This is a genomic window from Providencia sp. PROV201, assembly GCF_028479545.1.
Taxonomy (GTDB): domain Bacteria; phylum Pseudomonadota; class Gammaproteobacteria; order Enterobacterales; family Enterobacteriaceae; genus Providencia; species Providencia huaxiensis.
On the sequence record NZ_JAMPNW010000027.1, the window covers coordinates 22,047 to 42,439 of the forward strand.

The following is a 20,393-nucleotide window of genomic DNA, read 5'->3' on the forward strand; positions in this document are numbered from 1 at the left end:
GACAATTAAGTCTGGAAAAGTGCGGCAGAATTGGGGAATATCAATATAACGCAGAAAACCGATAAGTCTCGTTTTCGTGACGGGGTACAATCTATTTCTATTTAAAATTATTTGGAGAGTGTTATCCATGAGAAGTATTAATCCAAGCCAAACGGCTGCATGGCGGGCGCTAGAGCAACATTTTGCGCAAATGAAAAATGTCCATATGCGTGATTTGTTTGCACAGGATAAAGACCGCTTTACTCATTTTTCGGCGACGTTCGATGGTCAAATCTTAGTGGATTTCTCCAAAAATAGAATTACTCAAGAAACATTGGAACATTTATTGGCTTTAGCAAAAGAAACAGAGCTAGAAAGCGCTATTAACAGTATGTTCCAAGGTGAGAAAATTAACCGTACTGAAGACCGTGCGGTACTACATACTGCTTTGCGTAACCGCGATAACACCCCTATTTATGTTGATGGCAAAGATGTCATGCCAGAAGTGAACGCGGTATTGGATAAAATGCAGCAATTTAGCCAGCGCATTATTAGTGGTGATTGGAAAGGTTATACCGGTAAAGCGATTACGGATGTGGTGAACATCGGTATTGGTGGTTCAGACCTTGGTCCATTCATGGTGACAGAAGCACTGCGTCCATACAAGAACCACCTAAACATGCACTTTGTATCGAACGTGGATGGTACGCAAATTGCGGAAACACTGAAAAAGCTGAACCCAGAAACAACCTTGTTTTTAATTGCGTCAAAAACCTTTACAACCCAAGAAACCATGACTAATGCGCATTCTGCTCGCGATTGGTTCTTGGCTGCGGCAAAAGATGAAAGCCAAGTGGCTAAGCATTTTGTGGCACTTTCCACAAATGGCGAAGAAGTCGCGAAGTTTGGTATTGATACCAACAATATGTTTGAATTTTGGGATTGGGTTGGTGGCCGTTATTCATTATGGTCAGCGATTGGTTTATCCATTATTTTATCGGTCGGCTTTGATAATTTCGTTCAATTATTGAACGGTGCCCATGCGATGGATAAACATTTTACCCAAACGCCGCTAGAAAAGAATATTCCTGTGTTGTTAGGTTTGATTGGCATTTGGTACAACAATTTTTTTGAAGCGGAAACTGAAGCGATTCTGCCATACGACCAATACATGCATCGTTTTGCCGCTTACTTCCAACAAGGCAATATGGAATCGAACGGTAAATATATTGATCGTGATGGAAAACCTGTTACTTATCAAACAGGCCCGATTATTTGGGGGGAGCCGGGAACCAATGGTCAACATGCGTTTTATCAGTTGATCCACCAAGGAACGAAGATGATCCCATGTGATTTTATCGCACCTGCGGTAACCCATAACCCGTTAGGGGATCATCACGAAAAATTATTATCTAATTTCTTTGCGCAAACGGAAGCATTAGCATTTGGTAAAACTCGTGAAGTGGTTGATGCCGAGTTTGCTGCGCAAGGGAAGAATGTCGCAGATATGGAATATGTTGCGCCTTATAAGGTGTTTGAAGGTAACCGCCCAACTAACTCCATCTTATTGAAATCAATCACACCTTATTCGTTAGGTGCATTGATTGCGATGTATGAGCACAAAATTTTCACCCAAGGGGCGATTTTAAACATTTTCACTTTCGACCAATGGGGTGTGGAATTAGGCAAACAGCTCGCAAGCCGTATTCTGCCTGAATTAGAAAATAGTGATACGGTGAGTAGCCATGATAGTTCGACCAATGGTCTGATTAACAGCTATAAAGCTTGGCGATAAGTTAACAACGTATTATTTAAATACTTCAATATAAGGTAGGGAGTTCCTGCCTTATATTGTTCAACAAATCATTGTCAAATTGTTCGTTTTTCAAGCAATTAAATAAAATTTATTATGATATTAATAAATTTTATTATTATCGATAACTCGCTAGTAATTAAAATATTTTTCACTATATTTTTACATTTTGTGTTGAAAATGTGACTTTTTATATAAATTGTTAGCTAACTTTAACCTTGTCGTAAAACAACGTGATATCCTATTGCGTAAGAAATACAGTAAATCATAACCATGTTACCCATGGTGGAATTTTAAGTAATGGATGAAACGCTTTTTACTTCTCAGCCGATTCATTGGCTGGCGGAGAACGATAAAAACGATAAAATAGTGCCTGCTAATATATTAGATTGGCTATTAGAGCTTGGCTCAATGACAAAGCGTTTTGAGCAGCATAGCCAGCAAGTGACCGTGATACCTTATTTAGAGTGCTATGTATCGCAAGATAAGCTGAGTGCAGATGAAGTGCAGTCTTTACCTAAAAGCCAGCGCTATTGGGTCAGAGAAGTTGTCATGTATGGTGATGGTATCCCTTGGTTACTGGGCCGAACTGTAATCCCTGAAGAGACACTGACCGATGATGACCAGCAATTGGTGGATATTGGGAGAATGCCATTAGGACGTTATTTATTTAGCCGCGATAGTTTAACTCGAGATTATATCCATATTGGTTCTTGCGCAAATCGTTGGGTGCGTTGTTCTCGGTTAAGGTTATCGGATAAACCCTTATTATTAACAGAAATATTTTTACCTGAATCACCTGCATATCGTTAACTATCCTAAGTATTTTGAATTTTCAGGTCTCTGCAATGACACTATGCCAACAAATATAAATCAGTAAGTTGTAGAGTTTGGTGGTATTAAAATATACCCAATTTGAAGTATGATGGAATTCGAAAAGGAGCACGACAAAGTGGAGGGAAGTATGACGCTAAGTAAATGGCATGCATACAGCCGTTTAATGCGTATTGATAGACCCATTGGTTCACTGTTGCTACTGTGGCCGACGTATTGGGCATTATGGATTGCGGCTCAAGGTACGCCAAGTTTACATCTTTTAATTGTCTTTACTGCTGGCGTATTTTTTATGCGTGCCGCTGGCTGTGTCATTAATGACTTTGCTGACCGCCATTTTGATGGTCACGTAGAGCGGACTAAACACCGCCCTCTCCCGAGTGGTGACGTGACAGAAAAAGAAGCAAAAATATTGTTTGCAAGCCTTGTTGGCCTTTCTTTCCTGCTGGTTTTAACACTCAATTCAATGACTATTTGGTTGTCAGTTGCCGGTTTGGCCTTGGCATGGGTTTATCCCTTTGTTAAGAGGGTCAGTAACTTACCTCAAGTGGTATTAGGCGCGGCTTTTGGTTGGTCAATCCCAATGTCTTTCTCTGCTGTTGGCGAAACTTTACCTGTTGTTTGTTGGTTACTGTTTTTAGTTAATATTATTTGGTCTGTGATCTACGATACTCAGTATGCGATGGTAGACCGTGATGATGATTTAAAAATTGGTGTGAAATCAACCGCTATTTTATTCGGGCAGTATGACAAACTGATTATTGGCGTACTGCAATTCCTGATGGTTGGCTTGCTGGTGGCTGTGGGATCATTGGCTGCTCTGGGGAGCATTTACTATTTTTCTCTGGCGCTGGTTGTGGGGTTATTTGTTTATCAGCAAAAACTGATGGTCAATAGAGAGCGTGCTCCCTGTTTTAAAGCTTTTATGAATAATAACTATGTTGGTTTTATCTTATTTGTCGGAATTTTTTTGAGTTATTGGTAAACAGGTTGTTGACGATTAACAGGAGCATGCTTTTCAGCTTTTCCTCTCAATGGCTGGAAAAACCCTAACCAAATGGCTAGGGTTTTGAGTGAGCAAATTACCGACGCTGCAGTACTATTTTAGACGATGTCGCGTGGGCAAATTTGCCGTTTGGAAAATCAACGCGGACCACAAGATAAATAGTTTCCCCGATACTGGAGCTTGCATTATCTCCAAACTTTATAGTGTTTCCGTCGTCAGTAACAATTGAACCAATGTGAGTCTTCTTACCAACCTGATAGTTATTTATCACACTGATATTTCCGTTCCTGTATTCACTGATGATTATTGATATCGGTTTGCCATAACCGAGGTGCGAATAATTTATCACCATATTGTACCCATATCCGGAGCGATTCCCTATTTGGTTGCCGTTATATATTTCTACTAGATGTGATGGTATTGCTTTAGCTACAGTGACCTTCTTCGATTGAATTTGCGCACCTGTACTCGGTGTTCCGCTTGATGAGCGAGGGATGACATTGAAATAAATTTCACACCCTATATCTGCATCTTGTATGTGATAAGTTCTGCTTGTTGATATCGCCTGATGATTCTTGTTACGCAAACAGAACCACTCGAAACTGGTTCCACTCTCAGGATCGCTCGGGCTGTCCCCATCATGGTAGCGATAATTTCCGGTCAGTAATCCACCAGGCTCTGGCTGACCATCAATTTTCACATCATGAGCTTCTGGTGCCAGCCCTCTAGTAGTGAGAGTTGATGAAGTGAATATAGCGCCAGTTGCTGGTTCTGTGATTTTAGGGTCGGTTTGTGGCGTGACCTCGACCGACAGTTGTTTTCCATTGCCATCGCCGGGGACGAGTTTATAGCTATTTTGCGTGGCTCCTGAAATATTTTTACCATCGAGTTTCCATTGAAAAAGTGATGTTTCTAATGCATCCTTATCTGCATCCGTTATCTTTGGATCAGCGGTGACCGTGTCATTAACGGCGGGTGTCTTATTATTAAATTGAACATCAGTCACGACAGGTGCATGACCGATAACGGGAAGCGTTTGGGTATTGACTTCGATCACAGAAGCGGATACGCCTCCTACGATGACCAATCCTGCAGCCAACGTTATCAGACGAATAAGGGGGATAATTTTTGTCCTCTCTGCCATTTTATGAATATCCTCTTCTGTTATCGCAGTGTGTTATGGATGCTTATTATCAAAAATACCGCAGCGAAATGTTTCGCTGCGGGGGATAGTGATTATTTGTTCGAAACGATAACCTGAATTTTACGTTTCTGCTCTGTGCCCTTAACCGTGTATGTTGCTGTGGTTGCACCTGAAATGTCTGTGTATTTGCTCGAATTCACAGAGTCTTGAATCTGCCACTTGTAAGTCAGGTTATTATCACAAGTCCCGTGACAGGTGACATTTGCTTTCAGCGAATCACCAACCAGCGGTCGTGACCCAGCTCCAGTGAGACCCGAAATAGTTACTGATTTCACGATATTGCCATTCACTGTTGGGATATTAGTGCCGCCCACTATTGTCTTACCACCGATATCGATGAAGGTTGCTGCTGCTACGGCTACACTCTCTGACGGCTCCGTCTTAGCTGGATCCGTTTTTGCGACGGCCTTAACGGTAATGTTTTTACCTAACAATGCCGATGTCAGTTTCAGCATGTCGCTCGTTTGCCCTGCAATAACATTTTTGCCGTCATGCCATTCATAGACGATAGACACTAGTGTATCGCTGTCTTTATCACTGAAGTCAAAACCTGACGCTTTCAACTCATCATTCTCACCTAATACACCGTCATTGTTCTTATCTGTGGCCGTGATGGTACCCGCTTTTAGCTCTGGTGCATGACCAATAACCGCAGTTGTTGCTGGGGAGGTTATCGAGATCGGAGTCTGAGTCGTGGCAGCGAGTGCCGATGTACCAAAAGTCATGCCTAACACGGCTCCCGCAATCAGGACAGATAGGTTGTTTTTGCGGATCATTGGGGTTTGTTGATTTTTGTTGCTCATCTAATTATTACCTTATATTTTAAATTTATTAAGTTGCCCTATAGGCGTATTTATTGTGCGGTCGCTCGCAACCTGCGTTTTTGCGTGTCTGCGGTGACTGTATATGTCATGGCTGTAGCGCCATTAATCGCTTGATACTGTCCTGATCCTTGTATTGTCTCCACTTCCCATTGCCAAGCTGTCGGCAAAATGCAGTTGACTTGGCACTCTGGTGTTGCTGTTAGGACATCCCCAACGACGGGGCGCTTTTTTATAACACTGCCGTTATGAAATATTTGTAATCCTACGGGGGCTGCCATCACTTCTATTTTTGTTGACGCTAGATTGATCCCCTCTACCTTCGGACTAAAAATGAGGGTGCCCGGCAATTTTCCAGTGGTGATGGTGGTGGTATAAACACCCGGTGCCGTTTCTTTCAACGCCTCCAACTTAACGCCACTTTGCGAAGGCGATAGTGATGACCCGCCTTTTTGTGTCGTGAAGGCGAACGGCAACTGAATCGATGAAGCCAATTTAGTCATCGGTGCATTCTGCTCATCCCGCATCGTCAGCGTTAATACCTCCGACTGATCGACATTCAGTACACCTGATCCAACAGTCAAACTTGAGTAGCGGTTAGAAAACCCTGCGTCGACAATCACTTTTATATAGGCCGGTTTTGATGCATTTCCCTTTCCATCCCATGCAATAGCATTTAGGGTATAAGTATTGCTTTTACCCGCCTGCCAAGCAGGTAGGCGAATTTGCCAAGCTGTTAAACTTTTGCCAACAGACTGTACTTTCCCACAGTTGGATGAAAACTCTGTCAGCATTCCCCATTTCACACGTTCAGCACCATATTTCGCTTTTAAGATAGCGCTCAGTGACTGTAGGCTGGCACCTCGACCACGGATTTCCTGCGGCAGTATTAAACTGATCAAATCCTGTTTACGGTATTCGAGTACAATGTTGTTATTGCGCTCAACCAGTGCCATTAGGCTGCCTGAGAGCGAACGCAGGCGAGCAACTGAACTCGATGATATTTGGTCTTTCCAAGGCACACCGAATGAATAGGTCAGTTGTGCCTGAAGTTGCAGATCATCAGTTCCTTGTCCTGTACGCCAGTCAGCTCCAAGGGTAATTAATGGAATAGGTGTGTAATTCAACCCTACAGTCATTGTTTTTGGCGACTTACTACGAGAGTCCTTACCTTTCATTGCCACTTCATCACCGAAATATTGTTCATATTTCAGTTTGCCACCAAGTTGTGGATAAGATGGCAACCAAGCACTGGCGGTCATATCAAATCCGTTGGCGGGGCGTTCATCGTAGTCGTCAAAATCCCGTGACTGATGCCAGTTGTTGAGTCGCAGATAACCATTGGTTGAAAAGCGTAGATTATCGGATCACAATTCTCCGCCAATACCGAGTCGGCTGTTCCCACCTGTAATATCAGCGTCATAAAAGGTGTTGACGCCATACATCCATTGCTCATTGAACCGACGAGCTCCCACTCCTAAGTTTAGGGTGGTGCGATCATTAAGGTTCCGACCTCCTAACTGGGTGAACACCAGCCAATCTGGGTTTTGATATACAGGTAACAGCATGTCGGCAGACAGCGTACTTTGTGACAGTTTATCTCCCGGCTGTACACTAATTTGTGCGGTACCATATTGATTTAACCAACTCTCCATGGTTGATGACGCTGTGCTCACCGCCATATCCTTGGCCTGTTTAGTCAGGTACTCCTCTGCACTTTGTGTGTTCATCGCTTGGAAAAAGTTAGGGGCAGTTTGGGCCAACCAGTTCTCAATTTCACTATCTGAGTCGTTTACTTGTACACCTTTCTTCGTCGTTTTATCTGTCGTATTGGCGATGTAAGTGCTTGGTACATCGATTTGATCTCCAGCTGAAAGTTGTTCAAAAGCGCGGGCGAAATTGCGTTTTTGATTTAATGTTTTTAATTCCTCCACCGTCAGATTGTATTGATGAGCCACACTGTGAACGGTCTCTCCTGTCTGCAGGTGGTAAGGCTTCACTTTGATTTCATCTACAAACCCAGTAGCAAAGACTGAACCAGTTGGTATGATGGATACGGACAGTAAAACGGGAATCAATAAGGGCATCTGAGATGATTTGATACTGTAACGGTTAATACCAAAAATCATTTATTTATTCCTTTTATTCCTTCCTTTAAGTCGTTGTTTCCATAATTAGGATATTTCCATTGTGAATAAATGAACTATCAAAGGTGCTAAACACCAATAATAGAGTGAGATAAGCAGATATTGAGTTGCTGTTATAAATTTCAGTTATGTAATCTAATGTCTCATTTTGGTGGTGGATGTTAATACTCGACTCAATGATTGCATTTCGTCTTGCGGTGAAATTTATATATTTAGATTGATAATGTGAACGTACTTGTTTGGACTAAATAAGAAGTCATAGAGAGTGGGATTAATTAAGAAATGATAATTTATTATGAATTGAAATTATTTTTTGATATTTACCATATTTCAAACTGTGTGTTTTTTTGAATTTATTTGCTATTTATCAATTTTTTATGTTGGGTTTTGGCGGCTTTTCTTTTATTAAAATAATATTGAATACACATAAAAATCGCCTATCCTTCTAGCTATCAATATTAGGTATTGGCTGTTTTGGTTAGTGTGGCGGAATTCGATACTTTTTCAGTGAGTCCTATATCTAGGAACCAAAAGTAAGCGCCATTGGTTTGGATTTCTTTAACGAAGCGATGCTCAGAGATAATACTAGATAAATAATTCAGCAACATCACCTTGATTAATCGAACTCAGTGGTTTCAAAAAACAATTCATCATTGGTGCGGCACTTCGAATTATTTAGGACATAGATTATTGTTAGCACTAGCTCTATTAAATAAAAGGGGTAATGTGAATAACATTACCCCTTTTACTTATTTAGCTCCAAGATTTTTAGTCTGCATTTGTTTCAGCTTCTGTATTCTTCTCTATCGCAGTGGAAAACTCATCGTCTTGGCTAACACTTTCAATGGTTAAGCGAATCTCAGGTGACATCAAGCGAGCCAGAACGGCATACAGTTTCTGTGCATTGGTTACAAAGATATCATTTTCATTATTATCAATGTAGCCTTCTTCTCTGAGGGTATCGACTAATGTCGAGAATACCGCTTTATCAAAGAATTCAGGTGCGTTAATACCATGCAAGACAGAAAGGCGTTGCGCAAGGATACGGCTTTCTTTTTCCAACGTATTACGGCTGATTTCAGGGCTCGCGTTGAGTAATGATAATGTGATTGCATAACGTTGCAAGGTTTCACGTACACCAGCGGCTAAAAGCTGTAATGGACGAATACGGCGAGGATTTAACACCACAATATCGCCTTCTCTTAAGCAAATTAGTTTTTGGTTATTCAGTTCATCGATCAGCGTATCTACCGCTTCATGTAGCTCATCACTGTTATAACGCATAAACAGTTCTGCTTTTAAGAACGGATAAATTTGACCGACTTGATAGTGAATATCTTGGCGACTAATGCGCTCATGGTGTAACACAATGCTAGTTATTAGAGATGGTAATACCAATAAATGATGGATATTGTTACGGTAATAGGTCATTAAGACGGCATTTTCACGAGGAAGGATAATAATATCCCCCATGCTGTCTTTTTCGACTTCGAATTTATCCATTTGCAAAGCATGTTCTAACAATTGCTCTGCTGTTTTATTTGGGGTTGTTGCATCTGCGGTGTATGGCACGTTGCGTAATAATTGCAGGTAACATTCGACTTGTTCAATCAGTTGCTCACGAGTGAGCGAGCGTTGACGAGATGCCAGCAATGCGGTCGCACAGAGGTTAATCGCATTGGCTGCGGCTGCATTATTAATATTAACCATAATGTTATCAGCTAACGAACTGACCGTTGGGTTTAACCAGGTCGGCCTTTGTGGTTCGATAGGATCGATAGAGTCGCGCCAATCAGGTACACGCTGATTGAGGTAATGAGGTAAAGAAATAGGTTGACCGAAGTTAACATACCCTTGACCTAAGTTGCGCAATTTACGTAACCCGCGAACCATTGAGAAAAAGCCTTCTTTCTCTTTTTCTGCACCACGAAGTTCTTTGGCGTAAGTTCCTACTTCCATGACATGTTCATACCCAATATAGATAGGAACAATAGTGATAGGGCGTGAGTCACCGCGCAACATCGCTTGCAATGTCATTGAGAGAGTACCTGTCTTCGGTTGTAATAAACGACCGGTACGTGAGCGCCCACCTTCCACAAAGTATTCGATGGAGTAACCACGTGCAAACAGTTCACTTAAATATTCGCGGAAAACAGTCGAATACAGTTTGTTTCCTTTAAACGTTCTGCGAATAAAAAAGGCCCCTAAGCGACGGAAAATTGGCCCTGCTGGCCAGAAATTAAGATTGATCCCCGCTGCGATATGAGGCGGCACTAGCCCTTGATGGTATAGCACATATGAGAGCAGTAAGTAGTCCATATGGCTGCGGTGAGAGGGGACATAAACGATTTCATGGCCGTCTTGTGCGAGTTGGCGAACCCGTTCAGCGTGCTGAACATTGATACCTTGATAAAGGCGGTTCCAAGTCCAACTAAGAACTCTATCGGTTAAACGTACGGCTTCATAAGAGAAATTGGCTGCAATTTCTTCCATCATCCCAACGGCATTTTGCTGGGCTTTTTTGAGTGGAATTTTTTTACTACGCGCTTCGTCTTCAACGGCTTTTTCAATCGCTTTTGACGTCAATAGCTTATTAAACAGCTCATAACGTGCAGGAAGTTTTGGCCCAACTGCTGCTAAGCGTTGGCGCGAATAGTGAATACGCGCGACACGAGCGAGTTTGTTGGCAATAATAGTGTCTGTACCGTGGTCTTGTGCCATTTTCCCAATTGAGACAATCGGTGATAAACGCACAAAGCTGTCACGCCCTAACCATAAAACTGCAAAGAACTTTTGGATACCGTTTAACAGCTTCAGTGGCGGTGCTGGAGTATGGCCTTCACGCCCAGGTGAACGCCCAAACATCACGGATGCAGGTAGCATTTGAATATCTAGATTTGGATTGTTTTTGTGCAAATCTAAATAAGCATGGAATGTTTTTACTGAATCCTTACGTGGATTCGGTGAATAATAGCGAAAAACACGTGGGCCATCATCGATAAAAACGTAAGCCGGAAGCTTCGTTCCATTGATATCATTGTCGACTAGCGGGTCTGGCAGACCGATAGCTAAGCATTGATGCCGTAGCGTCAGGAGGTCAGACTTCGAATGATAAGGTAATACGTACAGAGTTGGCCTGTTGACATCAAGCTGCAACTCAGTGACGGGATCCGAAGGAATTAGTTTACTTTTTACCAATAATTTAAGTGGCAAATTCAACGTGTTGTAATATATTTTACGCCATAGTGACATAAATGATTATAGCCTCTTGTTAACAATGCTGTGCAATCATACCAGAAATACCTGGTTAGATCTGTTACTGACAATTCACTTTGACCGTAAAAATCGATTATTGTTTGTATTTTTTAAGGAATAAATATGGCGAGTCAAGTTAAGGGGTTCACGCGAGTGATTAAAGCGGCAGGATATTCCCTTAAAGGTTTGAAAGCGGCTTGGGTTAATGAGGCAGCATTTAGGCAGGAATCAGTTGCAGCAATCATCGCAATTTTTATCGCATTTTATTTAGATATCAGCTATATAGATAGGATTTTGTTAGTGAGCTCAGTTGTGCTGGTGGCAATAGTCGAATTATTGAATAGCGCGGTAGAGGCTGTAGTTGATCGTATTGGTAGTGAGTATCATGAACTTTCAGGAAGAGCTAAAGATATTGGTTCTGCTGCAGTATTTGTGAGTATCGGTTTAGCGCTGTTCATTTGGGCGCTGGTATTATGGCAGCGTTATTTTTCTGGTTAAGGTGTTTGGTTACTTAATCGGGCAAAAAGAGAGTAAATCGATAACAAATGCTTAAATTGCGCGATTTAACTGTTTCAAATCTTCATTTACCTGTATATACTCACAGCTTGACTGTATAAACAAACAGGGGAACGGAATGAAAGCACTGACGGCTCGACAACAGCAGGTTTACGATCTGGTGCGAGATCACATTTCGCAGACAGGTATGCCACCTACACGTGCTGAGATAGCAGCAAGCCTTGGTTTTCGTTCGCCTAATGCGGCAGAAGAACATTTAAAGGCCTTAGCACGTAAAGGGGTTATTGAAATCGTTTCAGGCGCATCCCGAGGTATTCGTCTGCTTCTTGAAGAAGAAACCGAAGATCAGGGGTTACCTCTGATTGGGCGTGTTGCCGCTGGCGAACCATTATTAGCGCAGGAACATATTGAGAGCCACTATCAAGTTGACCCGGAGCTGTTTAAACCACATGCAGATTTTTTATTGCGTGTGAACGGGATGTCCATGAAAGATATTGGCATTATGGATGGCGATCTATTAGCTGTGCATAAAACGCAAAATGTACATAACGGGCAAGTTGTTGTCGCTCGTATCGAAGATGAAGTTACGGTTAAACGTTTTAAGCAACAGGGTAACCGCGTTGAATTAATAGCAGAAAACCCAGAATTCGAACCTATTGTTGTTGATTTACGTCAGCAAAACTTCACTATTGAAGGTTTAGCTGTTGGGGTTATCCGTAACAGTGATTGGTATTAATTTCCGCTAGTAGCCAGCTGTCATGGTAGGTTACACCCGGGAATGACTATTGCAGGCAGATTTCATTGCTTTATTTTGAGGTCTGCCTGTTTTGTTTCCTTCCTTATATTTTTTCTCTTCTCTCTTTTGTATTCATCAAACTATTTAGCAATACAGTAATTTATTTCTTTTTTGATGCTATAGGTTGTTCGTGGTTATGATGACAATGTTCATGATCTTGGCAGCTATTCACTTCGTCACAACTTCTGCATAAGCCATGGTTTTCCACCACGGTATGTCTTAAGCGGAATTGGTGTTCGTCGGCTAAATTAATAATGGCAGCTTCTATTGTTGTACAGTCACTTTCCGTTACGCTTCCGCAATGGTCGCAAATCAACATAACAGAGATATGGCTTGGGTTATCAAAATGATGGCAGACGACATAGCTGTTTGTTGATTCAATTTTATGGATAAAACCTTGCTCCATTAAAAACTCAAGGCCACGATAAACCGTAGGGGGTTTAGCTTGAGGTTCAATTTCACGTAGTAAGTCGAGTAAATCATAAGCGCTGATTGCACCATGTTGTTGTGCTATCAAGCGCAATACCGTTTCTCTTTGTGGTGTCAACCTGACGCCTCTTGACTGGCAAATATGTTCAGCCATCGCAAGAACTTTTTTTTCACTCATCTTTTCCATTTTACTGACCCACCCGTTGAAAAATGCAAATGTTTACTGTTCACAAGTTTATCACAGTTTCTTGAACTATAGAGAATCAAGAAATGAAAGCATTACCATCAAAAAATTTTAACCTTGCTAAGTATTTTTTTGATTCATAAAGAAAGTAAATGAGGGTAATAAAAAATATAAAAAATATAAAAAATGATATTTAAAATTAAATAGAGAAAATAGAAACAAATATTAAACAAATGCATGATAAAAGCGCAACGCATTGTGAACAATTAATTGAAATATTCCGTTTCAATTTGATGTAATCTCAATTAAGACTTATCTTAACCTCACTTTCTAATATTCTTTTTGTCGCTTCTTTTTTGTCTTGCTTGGATTTTAATTGCGGTTTTTCTGTTATTGCTTGGTTTTAATATCTATCTTTGTCGATAAATATAGATTTAAATTCCGATATAAATCTATCTGTAATTTGACATATTTTGAGATATTTGTAAGTGAAAAATGAGGGTTTTATATAAGTTTTTCTAAGTAATAAATTTGAAATGTATATTTTGATAGCGTTTTGATTTTATATTTTGCTGCTTTTGAATTCACTAGTCATTTATTCTTTGTTAACTCTAATTATGTGTCGGTTTTGACAATAAATATCGGTTATGTAGAATTGACATCAGAAAGTATCGGAAGGCATGTGTAAAAAGTCATTTTCTATTTCTATGTCAATTTTAGCGAATTACCCCTCATGGGAATAATTAATATTGAATAGAAAATAAAGAATTAAAAATTTTAGGTATTTTAAAAATTATAGATGAAAGGGATCTTATTTATATATTCACCTCTAATCTGAATGAAATTAATGATGTTGGATGACTGAAGAATTTCACTGTTAAGTAATCAAAAAAATAAAATTGATTCCTTATCAATAAAAATCAGAAAAGAGGCAGCTACTTCCTACTCATTTAAAGGAAATGTTTATGAAACTGAATAAATTAGCGTTAACTCTGGCTTTAGGTTTAGGTGTTGGAATTTCTGGTGTTGCAGTGGCTGAAGATCCAGTAACGCCACCAACAGTTGAAAGTTCACAAGGTGAAGTCCGCTTCACTGGTTTCATTAACGATGTTCCATGTTCAATTGATGCAAACAACTTAAAACAATTAGTTGAGTTTGGTGAAATTGCATTACATGAACTGACATCTAACCAATATCGTTCAGATAACAGAGATTTCGATATCGTATTGAAAAACTGTTCAACAGAAACGTATAAAAACGCAAAAATCACCTTTACTGGCCAAACTATTAATGGTTTCCAAGGTTTTGCCGGTGACTTACTTGGCTTAGGTGGAAAAGTTAAAAATGCCGGTATTGTAATCACTAATGGTGCTGACAAAGTTGTTGAATTTGGTAAAGCATTCCCAGGTACAGGTGATGGATACGCATTAAATGCTGGTGATGGAAAACAAACTACACTGCACTTCTCTGCATACGTTAAAGGTAACGAAGCAGCGGATGCGAAAGCAACAACAGGTAGCTTTAACACTGTTGCTAACTTCAAAATTATTTACCAATAAGTTCAAGCTTAGTTAAGTAAAAACATGTGGCGTATTCATGACGCCATATGTTTCTACCTTCTTTTTCATTTTTAGTCTGATAGGCGGCATAGTTGAATGAAAAGCATGAAACTCAATTTAATTACAAAATTAATGCTTTTAATATTAACGCCGATGATTGCATTTTCTGAGGAGGCAGTTGATTTCAATACTGATTTTTTAGAGGCAGACAGCACTGAAAATGTCGATTTTAGTAAGTTTTCTCATGCTAATTATATTCCACCTGGAAATTACTCTTTAGCTATTGCTGTAAATAAAGTCAAAATTTCCATGGAGCAGTCCATTATATTCTTTACGCCTAATTATGATGAAAAAATATCATTAGCTTGCATTACACCTGAGTTATATGGGCAACTAGGATTAAAGCCAGAATGGAGTAATAAAGTAACTTGGTTACTTGATGGAAAATGTTTAGATATTCGCTCTGTACCAGAAATGCGGACTCAAGGTGATCTTGCAAAAAATATTGTCGAAATCAGTATCCCACAAGCTTATATGGAATATGAAGACCCAAATTGGGATCCTCCGTCACGTTGGGATGATGGCATTCTAGGTGCATTTATCGACTACAATGCGACGGGTCGGGTTGTTAAAAAAGAAACGGGTGACAAAGGAACGGATTCAGGTATTACAGCGACAGGGACAATGGGGACAAATATTGGTGCTTGGCGTTTTAGAGGTGATTGGCAAACGCAAAAAGGCCAATTAAATAAAGGTGGCCAATCATGGTCATGGAATCAGTTATATGCGTATCGCGCCATACGTTCTTTAAATTCAAGGTTAACGTTTGGTGAACAATATCTGTCTTCAACGCTATTTGACAGTATTCGTTATATTGGTGCTAGTTTAGAAACCAATGAATCTATGTTACCACCGCGTTTACAAGGTTATGCACCTGAAATTGCGGGGGTTGCCAAAACCAATGCGACCGTCATTGTGAAGCAAGATGGCCGTATTATTTATCAAAAAGAAGTTAGTCCTGGGCCATTTCGTATTCAGGATGTGAACTCTTTTGGTGGCGGTACGTTAGATGTTTCTATTCAAGAACAAGATGGTAGTGTGACTAACTATAAAGTGGAAACATCTCGTTTAGGGACATTGACTCGACCGGGTCAGCTGATTTACCAGTTTGTCGTTGGTAAACCGACTAAAAATGAACATGATACTCAAGGTCCTGCATTTAGTTTGGGCTCCTTATCATGGGGGGTAACTAATAATACAACCGTTTATGGTGGTATGCTTGGTTCATCAGAATATCAAAACATTGCGATTGGTTTAGGGCGTGATTTAGCACCATTTGGCGTATTGTCAGGGAACTTAAGTATCTCTCGTGCTGAAATGGGCAGAACCGAAAATAACCAAACTTTGACGGGTAATTCATATAACGTCACTTATTCCAAACAATTTGATGATATTAACAGCCAAATTACATTCGCAGGCTATCGTTTTTCTGAAAAAAATTATATGAGCATGAGCCAATTTATCGACCGTCGCTATAACGAAAGTACGGTTGATAGTGGTAAAGAGCTTTATACTATTATATTTGGTACTGCATTCCCTGAATATAATACTAATATGTATTTAAATTACTCACATCAAACTTATTGGAATAGGTCATCATCGGATCAATATAATCTAACAGTTTCTAATTATTTTGATTTGGGAAAAATAAAAAATTTAAGTCTTAGCTTAACAGCTTACAAAACAAAATCAGACCAAAATGATGATGACGGAGTTTATCTAAATTTAAATGTACCATTGGATAATAACCAAGCAAGTATTAGTTACTCAGGTTCTTATTCAGGAAATACGAACAGTCATAACGTTAACTATTATGACCGTATAAATGAACGTAGTACTTATTCTATTTCAGCGGGTACATGGGATAAAGACAAGGTAACAACATCAGGTATGTATAACTATGATGGTGATACCGCACAACTTAATTTGAGTGGAACTTATATTCAAGATAATCAATCTACTCTTTCAATGCAGTTGAAAGGGGGACTGACCATGACCCAAGAAGGTGGTGCTTTACACCGTAATACCTCAATCAATGGTGGGTCAAGGATACTGTTAGATACGAGTGGTGTTGCTGATATTCCTGTGCAAACAGGGGTAACGCCGATACGCACGAATCGATATGGTAAAGCCGTTATTACCAGTGTTATGGATTATAACCGCAATAATATTCGAATAGATTTAAATAGAGTGCCAGATAATGCGGAAGCAGTTCAATCGACACAGCATGCGACATTAACGGAAGGGGCTATTGGATACCGGAAGTTTAATGTCATTCAAGGTGAAAAAATATTGGGAACAATTCATCTTGCAAATAATAGTTATCCACCATTTGGTGCATCCGTCAAAAATGAAAATAATGTTGAAGTTGGCATCGTTTCAGATAACGGATTTATTTACTTAGCGGGTATTAACCCATCAGATGTTCTTGAAGTGACTTGGGGAAATAATTCATCTTGTCACATTCAATTACCTGAAAAAATAGAAAGTGGCATGGAACATACAATGTTATTACCATGCAAATAATTATAAATATGTTTTAACGTCAACGGTGAAAATATGAAATTTATAAATAAAGTTCAAATTGTAACAGCGATAAGTCTTTCTTTATTAGCACAATCGGCTTATTCAGCGATTGCACTAGATAGAACTCGTATTATTTATAATGAACAAGACAAAACAGTCGGTATGGGACTGACTAACGAACATTTAACTAGCCCGTATTTAGCTCAGGCATGGATAGAAAATGACAAAGATGAAAAAGTAAATTCACCTTTTATTGTGACTCCTCCGGTGCATCGTATTGAAGCTAATTCAAAAAGCCAAATTAAAATACAGGCAATCCCTGCAGTAGCGCAGTTACCTAAAGATAGGGAAAGTGTTTACTACTTAAGTGTGAGAGAGATTCCACCTCGTAGTGAGAAAGTGAATGTATTGCAAATTGCATTACAGACAAAAATTAAGCTTTTTTACCGCCCAGCAGCAATTGTAATTAAAGATAGAATGGAAGTGATCCCTCAAGAAAATGATATGAAAATTCTTAAACAGGGGGCGAATTATATTGTGAAAAACCCGTCACCTTACTTTTTATCCATTACAAAACTGAAAAAAGGCAATACTGAAGTTCAAAATTTTGAACCTGTAATGGTTGCTCCATTTAGTGAAGCGGGTTTAGGCAAAGTTACTGGAGATTTAGGTTCATCTCCAACTTTGGTTTATCTCAATGACTTCGGTGGAACTATGGATTTGAAATTTAGCTGTCAGTCAGCTGAATGCTCAGTGCTGCCAAGAAAATAAGGTTTGACGCCATGATGTCTATTAAAACATTAACAAAGGTATTTGTGTTATTGCTCACTTTACAGATATCGAGTGTATTTGGTTTTTCAGGATTCCTATACATTGATATTAAAGGAGAAGTACTATCAAAGCCTTGTTCAATTAATAATGGGCAAACAATAGAAATTGATTTTGGCGATGTATTAACAACACGTGTCCAAGATGAGGTTTATAAAGCACCCATTGACTACACGGTGACGTGTAAAGATGGCGTCCAACCTAAACTGAACATTTTTATTGAGGGAATATCGGCAAGTTTTGATCAGCGCTTATTAAAAACGGATATTGATAACCTTGCGGTGTTATTTAAAGCAGACACCAGCGATTTCCCGCTGAAAAAGAAACTTGCTTTTAACTTTGCAAATCCATTGAAATTGTATGCCGTATTAGTGAAAAAAAGCGGTACAGATTTACCCGCAAAAAGTTTTACGGCAAATGCAACGTTGAAAGTGGTGTATCAATAAGGGGCTGAGATGTGAAGACTGTTAATAACATAATCGGTTTGGTGTTCCTCAGTGCCATTTTATCTTTTACATCAACCGCAAAAGACTATGAAACAGGGATTAATATTAAAGGTAATTTAATTACACCACCGCCTTGTCATATTGATGATGGTAAAGATATTGAAGTTGATTTTGGTAATGTATCAATAAAATCAATCCAAGGTAATGACCAAAAAAGGCAAGTTAATTACCAGATCCAATGTGGTGAAAATAAAAATAACTGGTCTATGTATCTGATGTTAGATGGAATAAAAAGTGATTTTGATATAAATGGGTTAAATACTGGAGTTAATAATCTAGCAGTAAAATTTCAGCTTGCGGATACCGAATTGGAGTTAGGTAAGAAATACCTTATTAACCCTAGCTCTCCCGGTGTACTTTGGGCCGTATTAGTCAGGAATGGCGATAATGAACTAAAGACGGGTGATTTTATTGCTAATGGCACCATGGTTGTGGAGTATCAATAATGAAAAATACGACCTCACTATTAATAGGGACACTGTTTACTTTGATAAGTACGGCATTTTTAAGTAGCAATATTGTCTTTGCCGCTAAAAATAATGTCAAAGTGAAAGGGACACTGGTGAATTCACCTTGTGTTGTTCTGCCGGAAAATAAAATGATGGAAGTAGATTTTGGCGATATTCGGTTATTAGATATTTACGACCCGACTTACGAGTTGCCTCGCAGAGAGTTAACGTTGGTATTATCTAATTGCGACTTAACTATTGCGAAAAAAATGAAAGTGAAGTTTACCGGAGCTGAACATAGGCAAATGTCAGGATATTTGGCATTAACAGATACGGAACACAACCCTGGATTAGGGATTGGCATTGAGCTAGCTAGCGGTGAAGAAATTAAAGTGAATAAGTTTTCTTCGCTAGTACCAATCACTCAAGCTGGGAAAAATGAACTTAAATTTAATACTTTTCTCAAGGCAACCCCTGAAGCAATCAACAATAAACAAATTAAAACAGGGCAGATTGCTGCAATAGCCACTTTTTTATTTGAGTACGAGTAATTTCATTCTCAGAACCTTATCCGGTACTGATATCAAAACATTAAAATGAATATAAAGAGATATGAAATGGGAAAACGAATTCAGCAATTATTATTAGCCATACCATTTTTGTTCTTTGGTTTGGGAAGTTATGGTTCAACCTATTTTTCGTATGTGGAAGAAGTCGAATCACTATCGAAGCATGAAAATATTTATCATTTTGTTATCGAATATTGGAAAGAAAACTCACCTTATGAAGGTAACCCATGTCAATCAGTGCTTGGAAGTACAGGTGCTAAACGGTGTTATTTTACAATTAATCACCTACATTCAGGGAAAGAGACTGGGGGGATAGCTTCTCGTGCAGATTGGTCGTGTGATGTCAATTTTGCAACTTACACGACAATGGCCGCAATTATCAGAGATGCCAATGCGATTTGTGGCCTTTCTTTTCCTCGAACAGGGAGTAGTCAACATAGTGGAGCAATCACAACGGATGAATGTGTAGGGATCTTTCTAGCTACATCAAAAGGAGCTCAAGGTAAAATGTTACCAGGCGGAATTTGCGGGATAGCGCCTCCTCCAGCAGGAAAATGTTACTTTACTTCTCCGACTGGTAATGCGAATTCTCTCGAATTAGATCACGGTCCTTTAAATGCGGATGAGCTCAATGGCGATGTAGAGACGGGGTTATTTTATATTCAATGTAATAAAGATATGAGTGTGAAGGTTTCTTCAAACTTGCAGCAAGATAATGTTTATCTGCGTCCGAATGGAGAATTGCAGTCCCATGTTACATTAAATAATCAGTCGGCAGCAAAAGGGGTGGTTCAGTCAGTAAGAGCAAATCAAGTATGGCCTGTGCAGGTGGCGTCAACCTTAAAAACTAATGGCGCTGTTGCACCGGGGAAATTTAGTGGTCGCATTACCCTCGTTTTAACTATTCCATGA

17 protein-coding genes and 1 pseudogene are annotated in these 20,393 nt (G+C 39.6%); 12 read left to right on the forward strand and 6 right to left on the reverse strand.

The genetic code is table 11. The annotated features are described in order from the left end of the window. The first annotated feature begins 127 nt into the window (after positions 1-127). The 3 genes from pgi to ubiA all read left to right on the forward strand — a co-directional run bounded on the left by pgi (position 128) and on the right by ubiA (position 3,611). Complete coding sequence (pgi, locus tag PR809_RS17650; protein WP_102140219.1) at positions 128-1,774, forward strand: glucose-6-phosphate isomerase; 1,647 nt, start codon at positions 128-130, stop codon at positions 1,772-1,774. A gap of 318 nt (positions 1,775-2,092) precedes the next feature. Beyond that, positions 2,093-2,605: a chorismate lyase gene (gene ubiC / locus PR809_RS17655; RefSeq protein WP_102140220.1), complete on the forward strand. Its 513-nt coding sequence runs from the start codon at positions 2,093-2,095 to the stop codon at positions 2,603-2,605. Positions 2,606-2,756: 151 nt separating this feature from the next. Next, on the forward strand, positions 2,757-3,611 hold the full coding sequence (gene ubiA / locus PR809_RS17660; protein WP_206276776.1) for a 4-hydroxybenzoate octaprenyltransferase: 855 nt from the start codon (positions 2,757-2,759) through the stop codon (positions 3,609-3,611). A gap of 97 nt (positions 3,612-3,708) precedes the next feature. Here ubiA and PR809_RS17665 read toward each other — a convergent pair whose 3' ends face one another. The 5 genes and pseudogenes from PR809_RS17665 to plsB form a co-directional block, all read right to left on the reverse strand. Beyond that, on the reverse strand, positions 3,709-4,776 hold the full coding sequence (locus PR809_RS17665) for a hypothetical protein (protein WP_206276775.1): 1,068 nt from the start codon (positions 4,774-4,776) through the stop codon (positions 3,709-3,711). Positions 4,777-4,868: 92 nt separating this feature from the next. Next, positions 4,869-5,639, reverse strand: coding sequence for a ZirU family protein (locus PR809_RS17670; protein ID WP_206276774.1), 771 nt, complete (start codon positions 5,637-5,639; stop codon positions 4,869-4,871). A gap of 50 nt (positions 5,640-5,689) precedes the next feature. Beyond that, a pseudogene (locus PR809_RS20085) lies at positions 5,690-7,786 on the reverse strand (inverse autotransporter beta domain-containing protein). Positions 7,787-8,262: 476 nt separating this feature from the next. Next, positions 8,263-8,415 carry a transposase gene (locus PR809_RS17685; RefSeq protein WP_206276771.1) on the reverse strand — a complete coding sequence of 51 codons (153 nt, stop codon included), beginning with the start codon at positions 8,413-8,415 and terminating at the stop codon, positions 8,263-8,265. Between the two features lie 157 nt (positions 8,416-8,572). Beyond that, positions 8,573-11,056: a glycerol-3-phosphate 1-O-acyltransferase PlsB gene (plsB, locus tag PR809_RS17690; protein ID WP_206276770.1), complete on the reverse strand. Its 2,484-nt coding sequence runs from the start codon at positions 11,054-11,056 to the stop codon at positions 8,573-8,575. 126 nt (positions 11,057-11,182) lie between these two features. On the opposite strand from plsB, the gene PR809_RS17695 reads away from it, so the two are divergent. After that, complete coding sequence (locus PR809_RS17695) at positions 11,183-11,557, forward strand: diacylglycerol kinase (RefSeq protein WP_102140223.1); 375 nt, start codon at positions 11,183-11,185, stop codon at positions 11,555-11,557. Between the two features lie 136 nt (positions 11,558-11,693). After that, entirely contained in the window at positions 11,694-12,311 is a 618-nt protein-coding gene (lexA, locus tag PR809_RS17700; RefSeq protein ID WP_004915217.1) for a transcriptional repressor LexA, read from the forward strand. 160 nt (positions 12,312-12,471) lie between these two features. Here lexA and zur read toward each other — a convergent pair whose 3' ends face one another. Further along, complete coding sequence (zur, locus tag PR809_RS17705) at positions 12,472-12,987, reverse strand: zinc uptake transcriptional repressor Zur (RefSeq protein ID WP_102140224.1); 516 nt, start codon at positions 12,985-12,987, stop codon at positions 12,472-12,474. Positions 12,988-13,949: 962 nt separating this feature from the next. On the opposite strand from zur, the gene PR809_RS17710 reads away from it, so the two are divergent. The 7 genes from PR809_RS17710 to PR809_RS17740 all read left to right on the forward strand — a co-directional run bounded on the left by PR809_RS17710 (position 13,950) and on the right by PR809_RS17740 (position 20,393). Then, on the forward strand, positions 13,950-14,543 hold the full coding sequence (locus PR809_RS17710) for a fimbrial protein (RefSeq protein WP_102140225.1): 594 nt from the start codon (positions 13,950-13,952) through the stop codon (positions 14,541-14,543). Positions 14,544-14,639: 96 nt separating this feature from the next. Continuing rightward, a complete protein-coding gene (locus PR809_RS17715) occupies positions 14,640-17,129 on the forward strand; it encodes a fimbria/pilus outer membrane usher protein (protein ID WP_195698112.1) in 2,490 nt (829 codons plus the stop codon). A 33-nt stretch (positions 17,130-17,162) separates the two neighbouring features. Next, positions 17,163-17,900 (forward strand): fimbria/pilus periplasmic chaperone, encoded by a 738-nt coding sequence (locus tag PR809_RS17720; RefSeq protein ID WP_206277050.1) that lies wholly within the window; start codon positions 17,163-17,165, stop codon positions 17,898-17,900. 11 nt (positions 17,901-17,911) lie between these two features. Continuing rightward, positions 17,912-18,403 carry a fimbrial protein gene (locus tag PR809_RS17725; RefSeq protein ID WP_102140228.1) on the forward strand — a complete coding sequence of 164 codons (492 nt, stop codon included), beginning with the start codon at positions 17,912-17,914 and terminating at the stop codon, positions 18,401-18,403. A gap of 11 nt (positions 18,404-18,414) precedes the next feature. Next, positions 18,415-18,909, forward strand: a complete 495-nt coding sequence (locus PR809_RS17730) for a fimbrial protein (RefSeq protein ID WP_102140229.1) — start codon at positions 18,415-18,417, stop codon at positions 18,907-18,909. Then, entirely contained in the window at positions 18,909-19,463 is a 555-nt protein-coding gene (locus PR809_RS17735) for a fimbrial protein (protein WP_206277051.1), read from the forward strand. The genes PR809_RS17730 and PR809_RS17735 overlap by 1 nt, the downstream gene beginning before the upstream one ends. Before the next feature lie 66 nt (positions 19,464-19,529). Beyond that, on the forward strand, positions 19,530-20,393 hold the full coding sequence (locus PR809_RS17740) for an MrpH family fimbial adhesin (protein WP_206277052.1): 864 nt from the start codon (positions 19,530-19,532) through the stop codon (positions 20,391-20,393).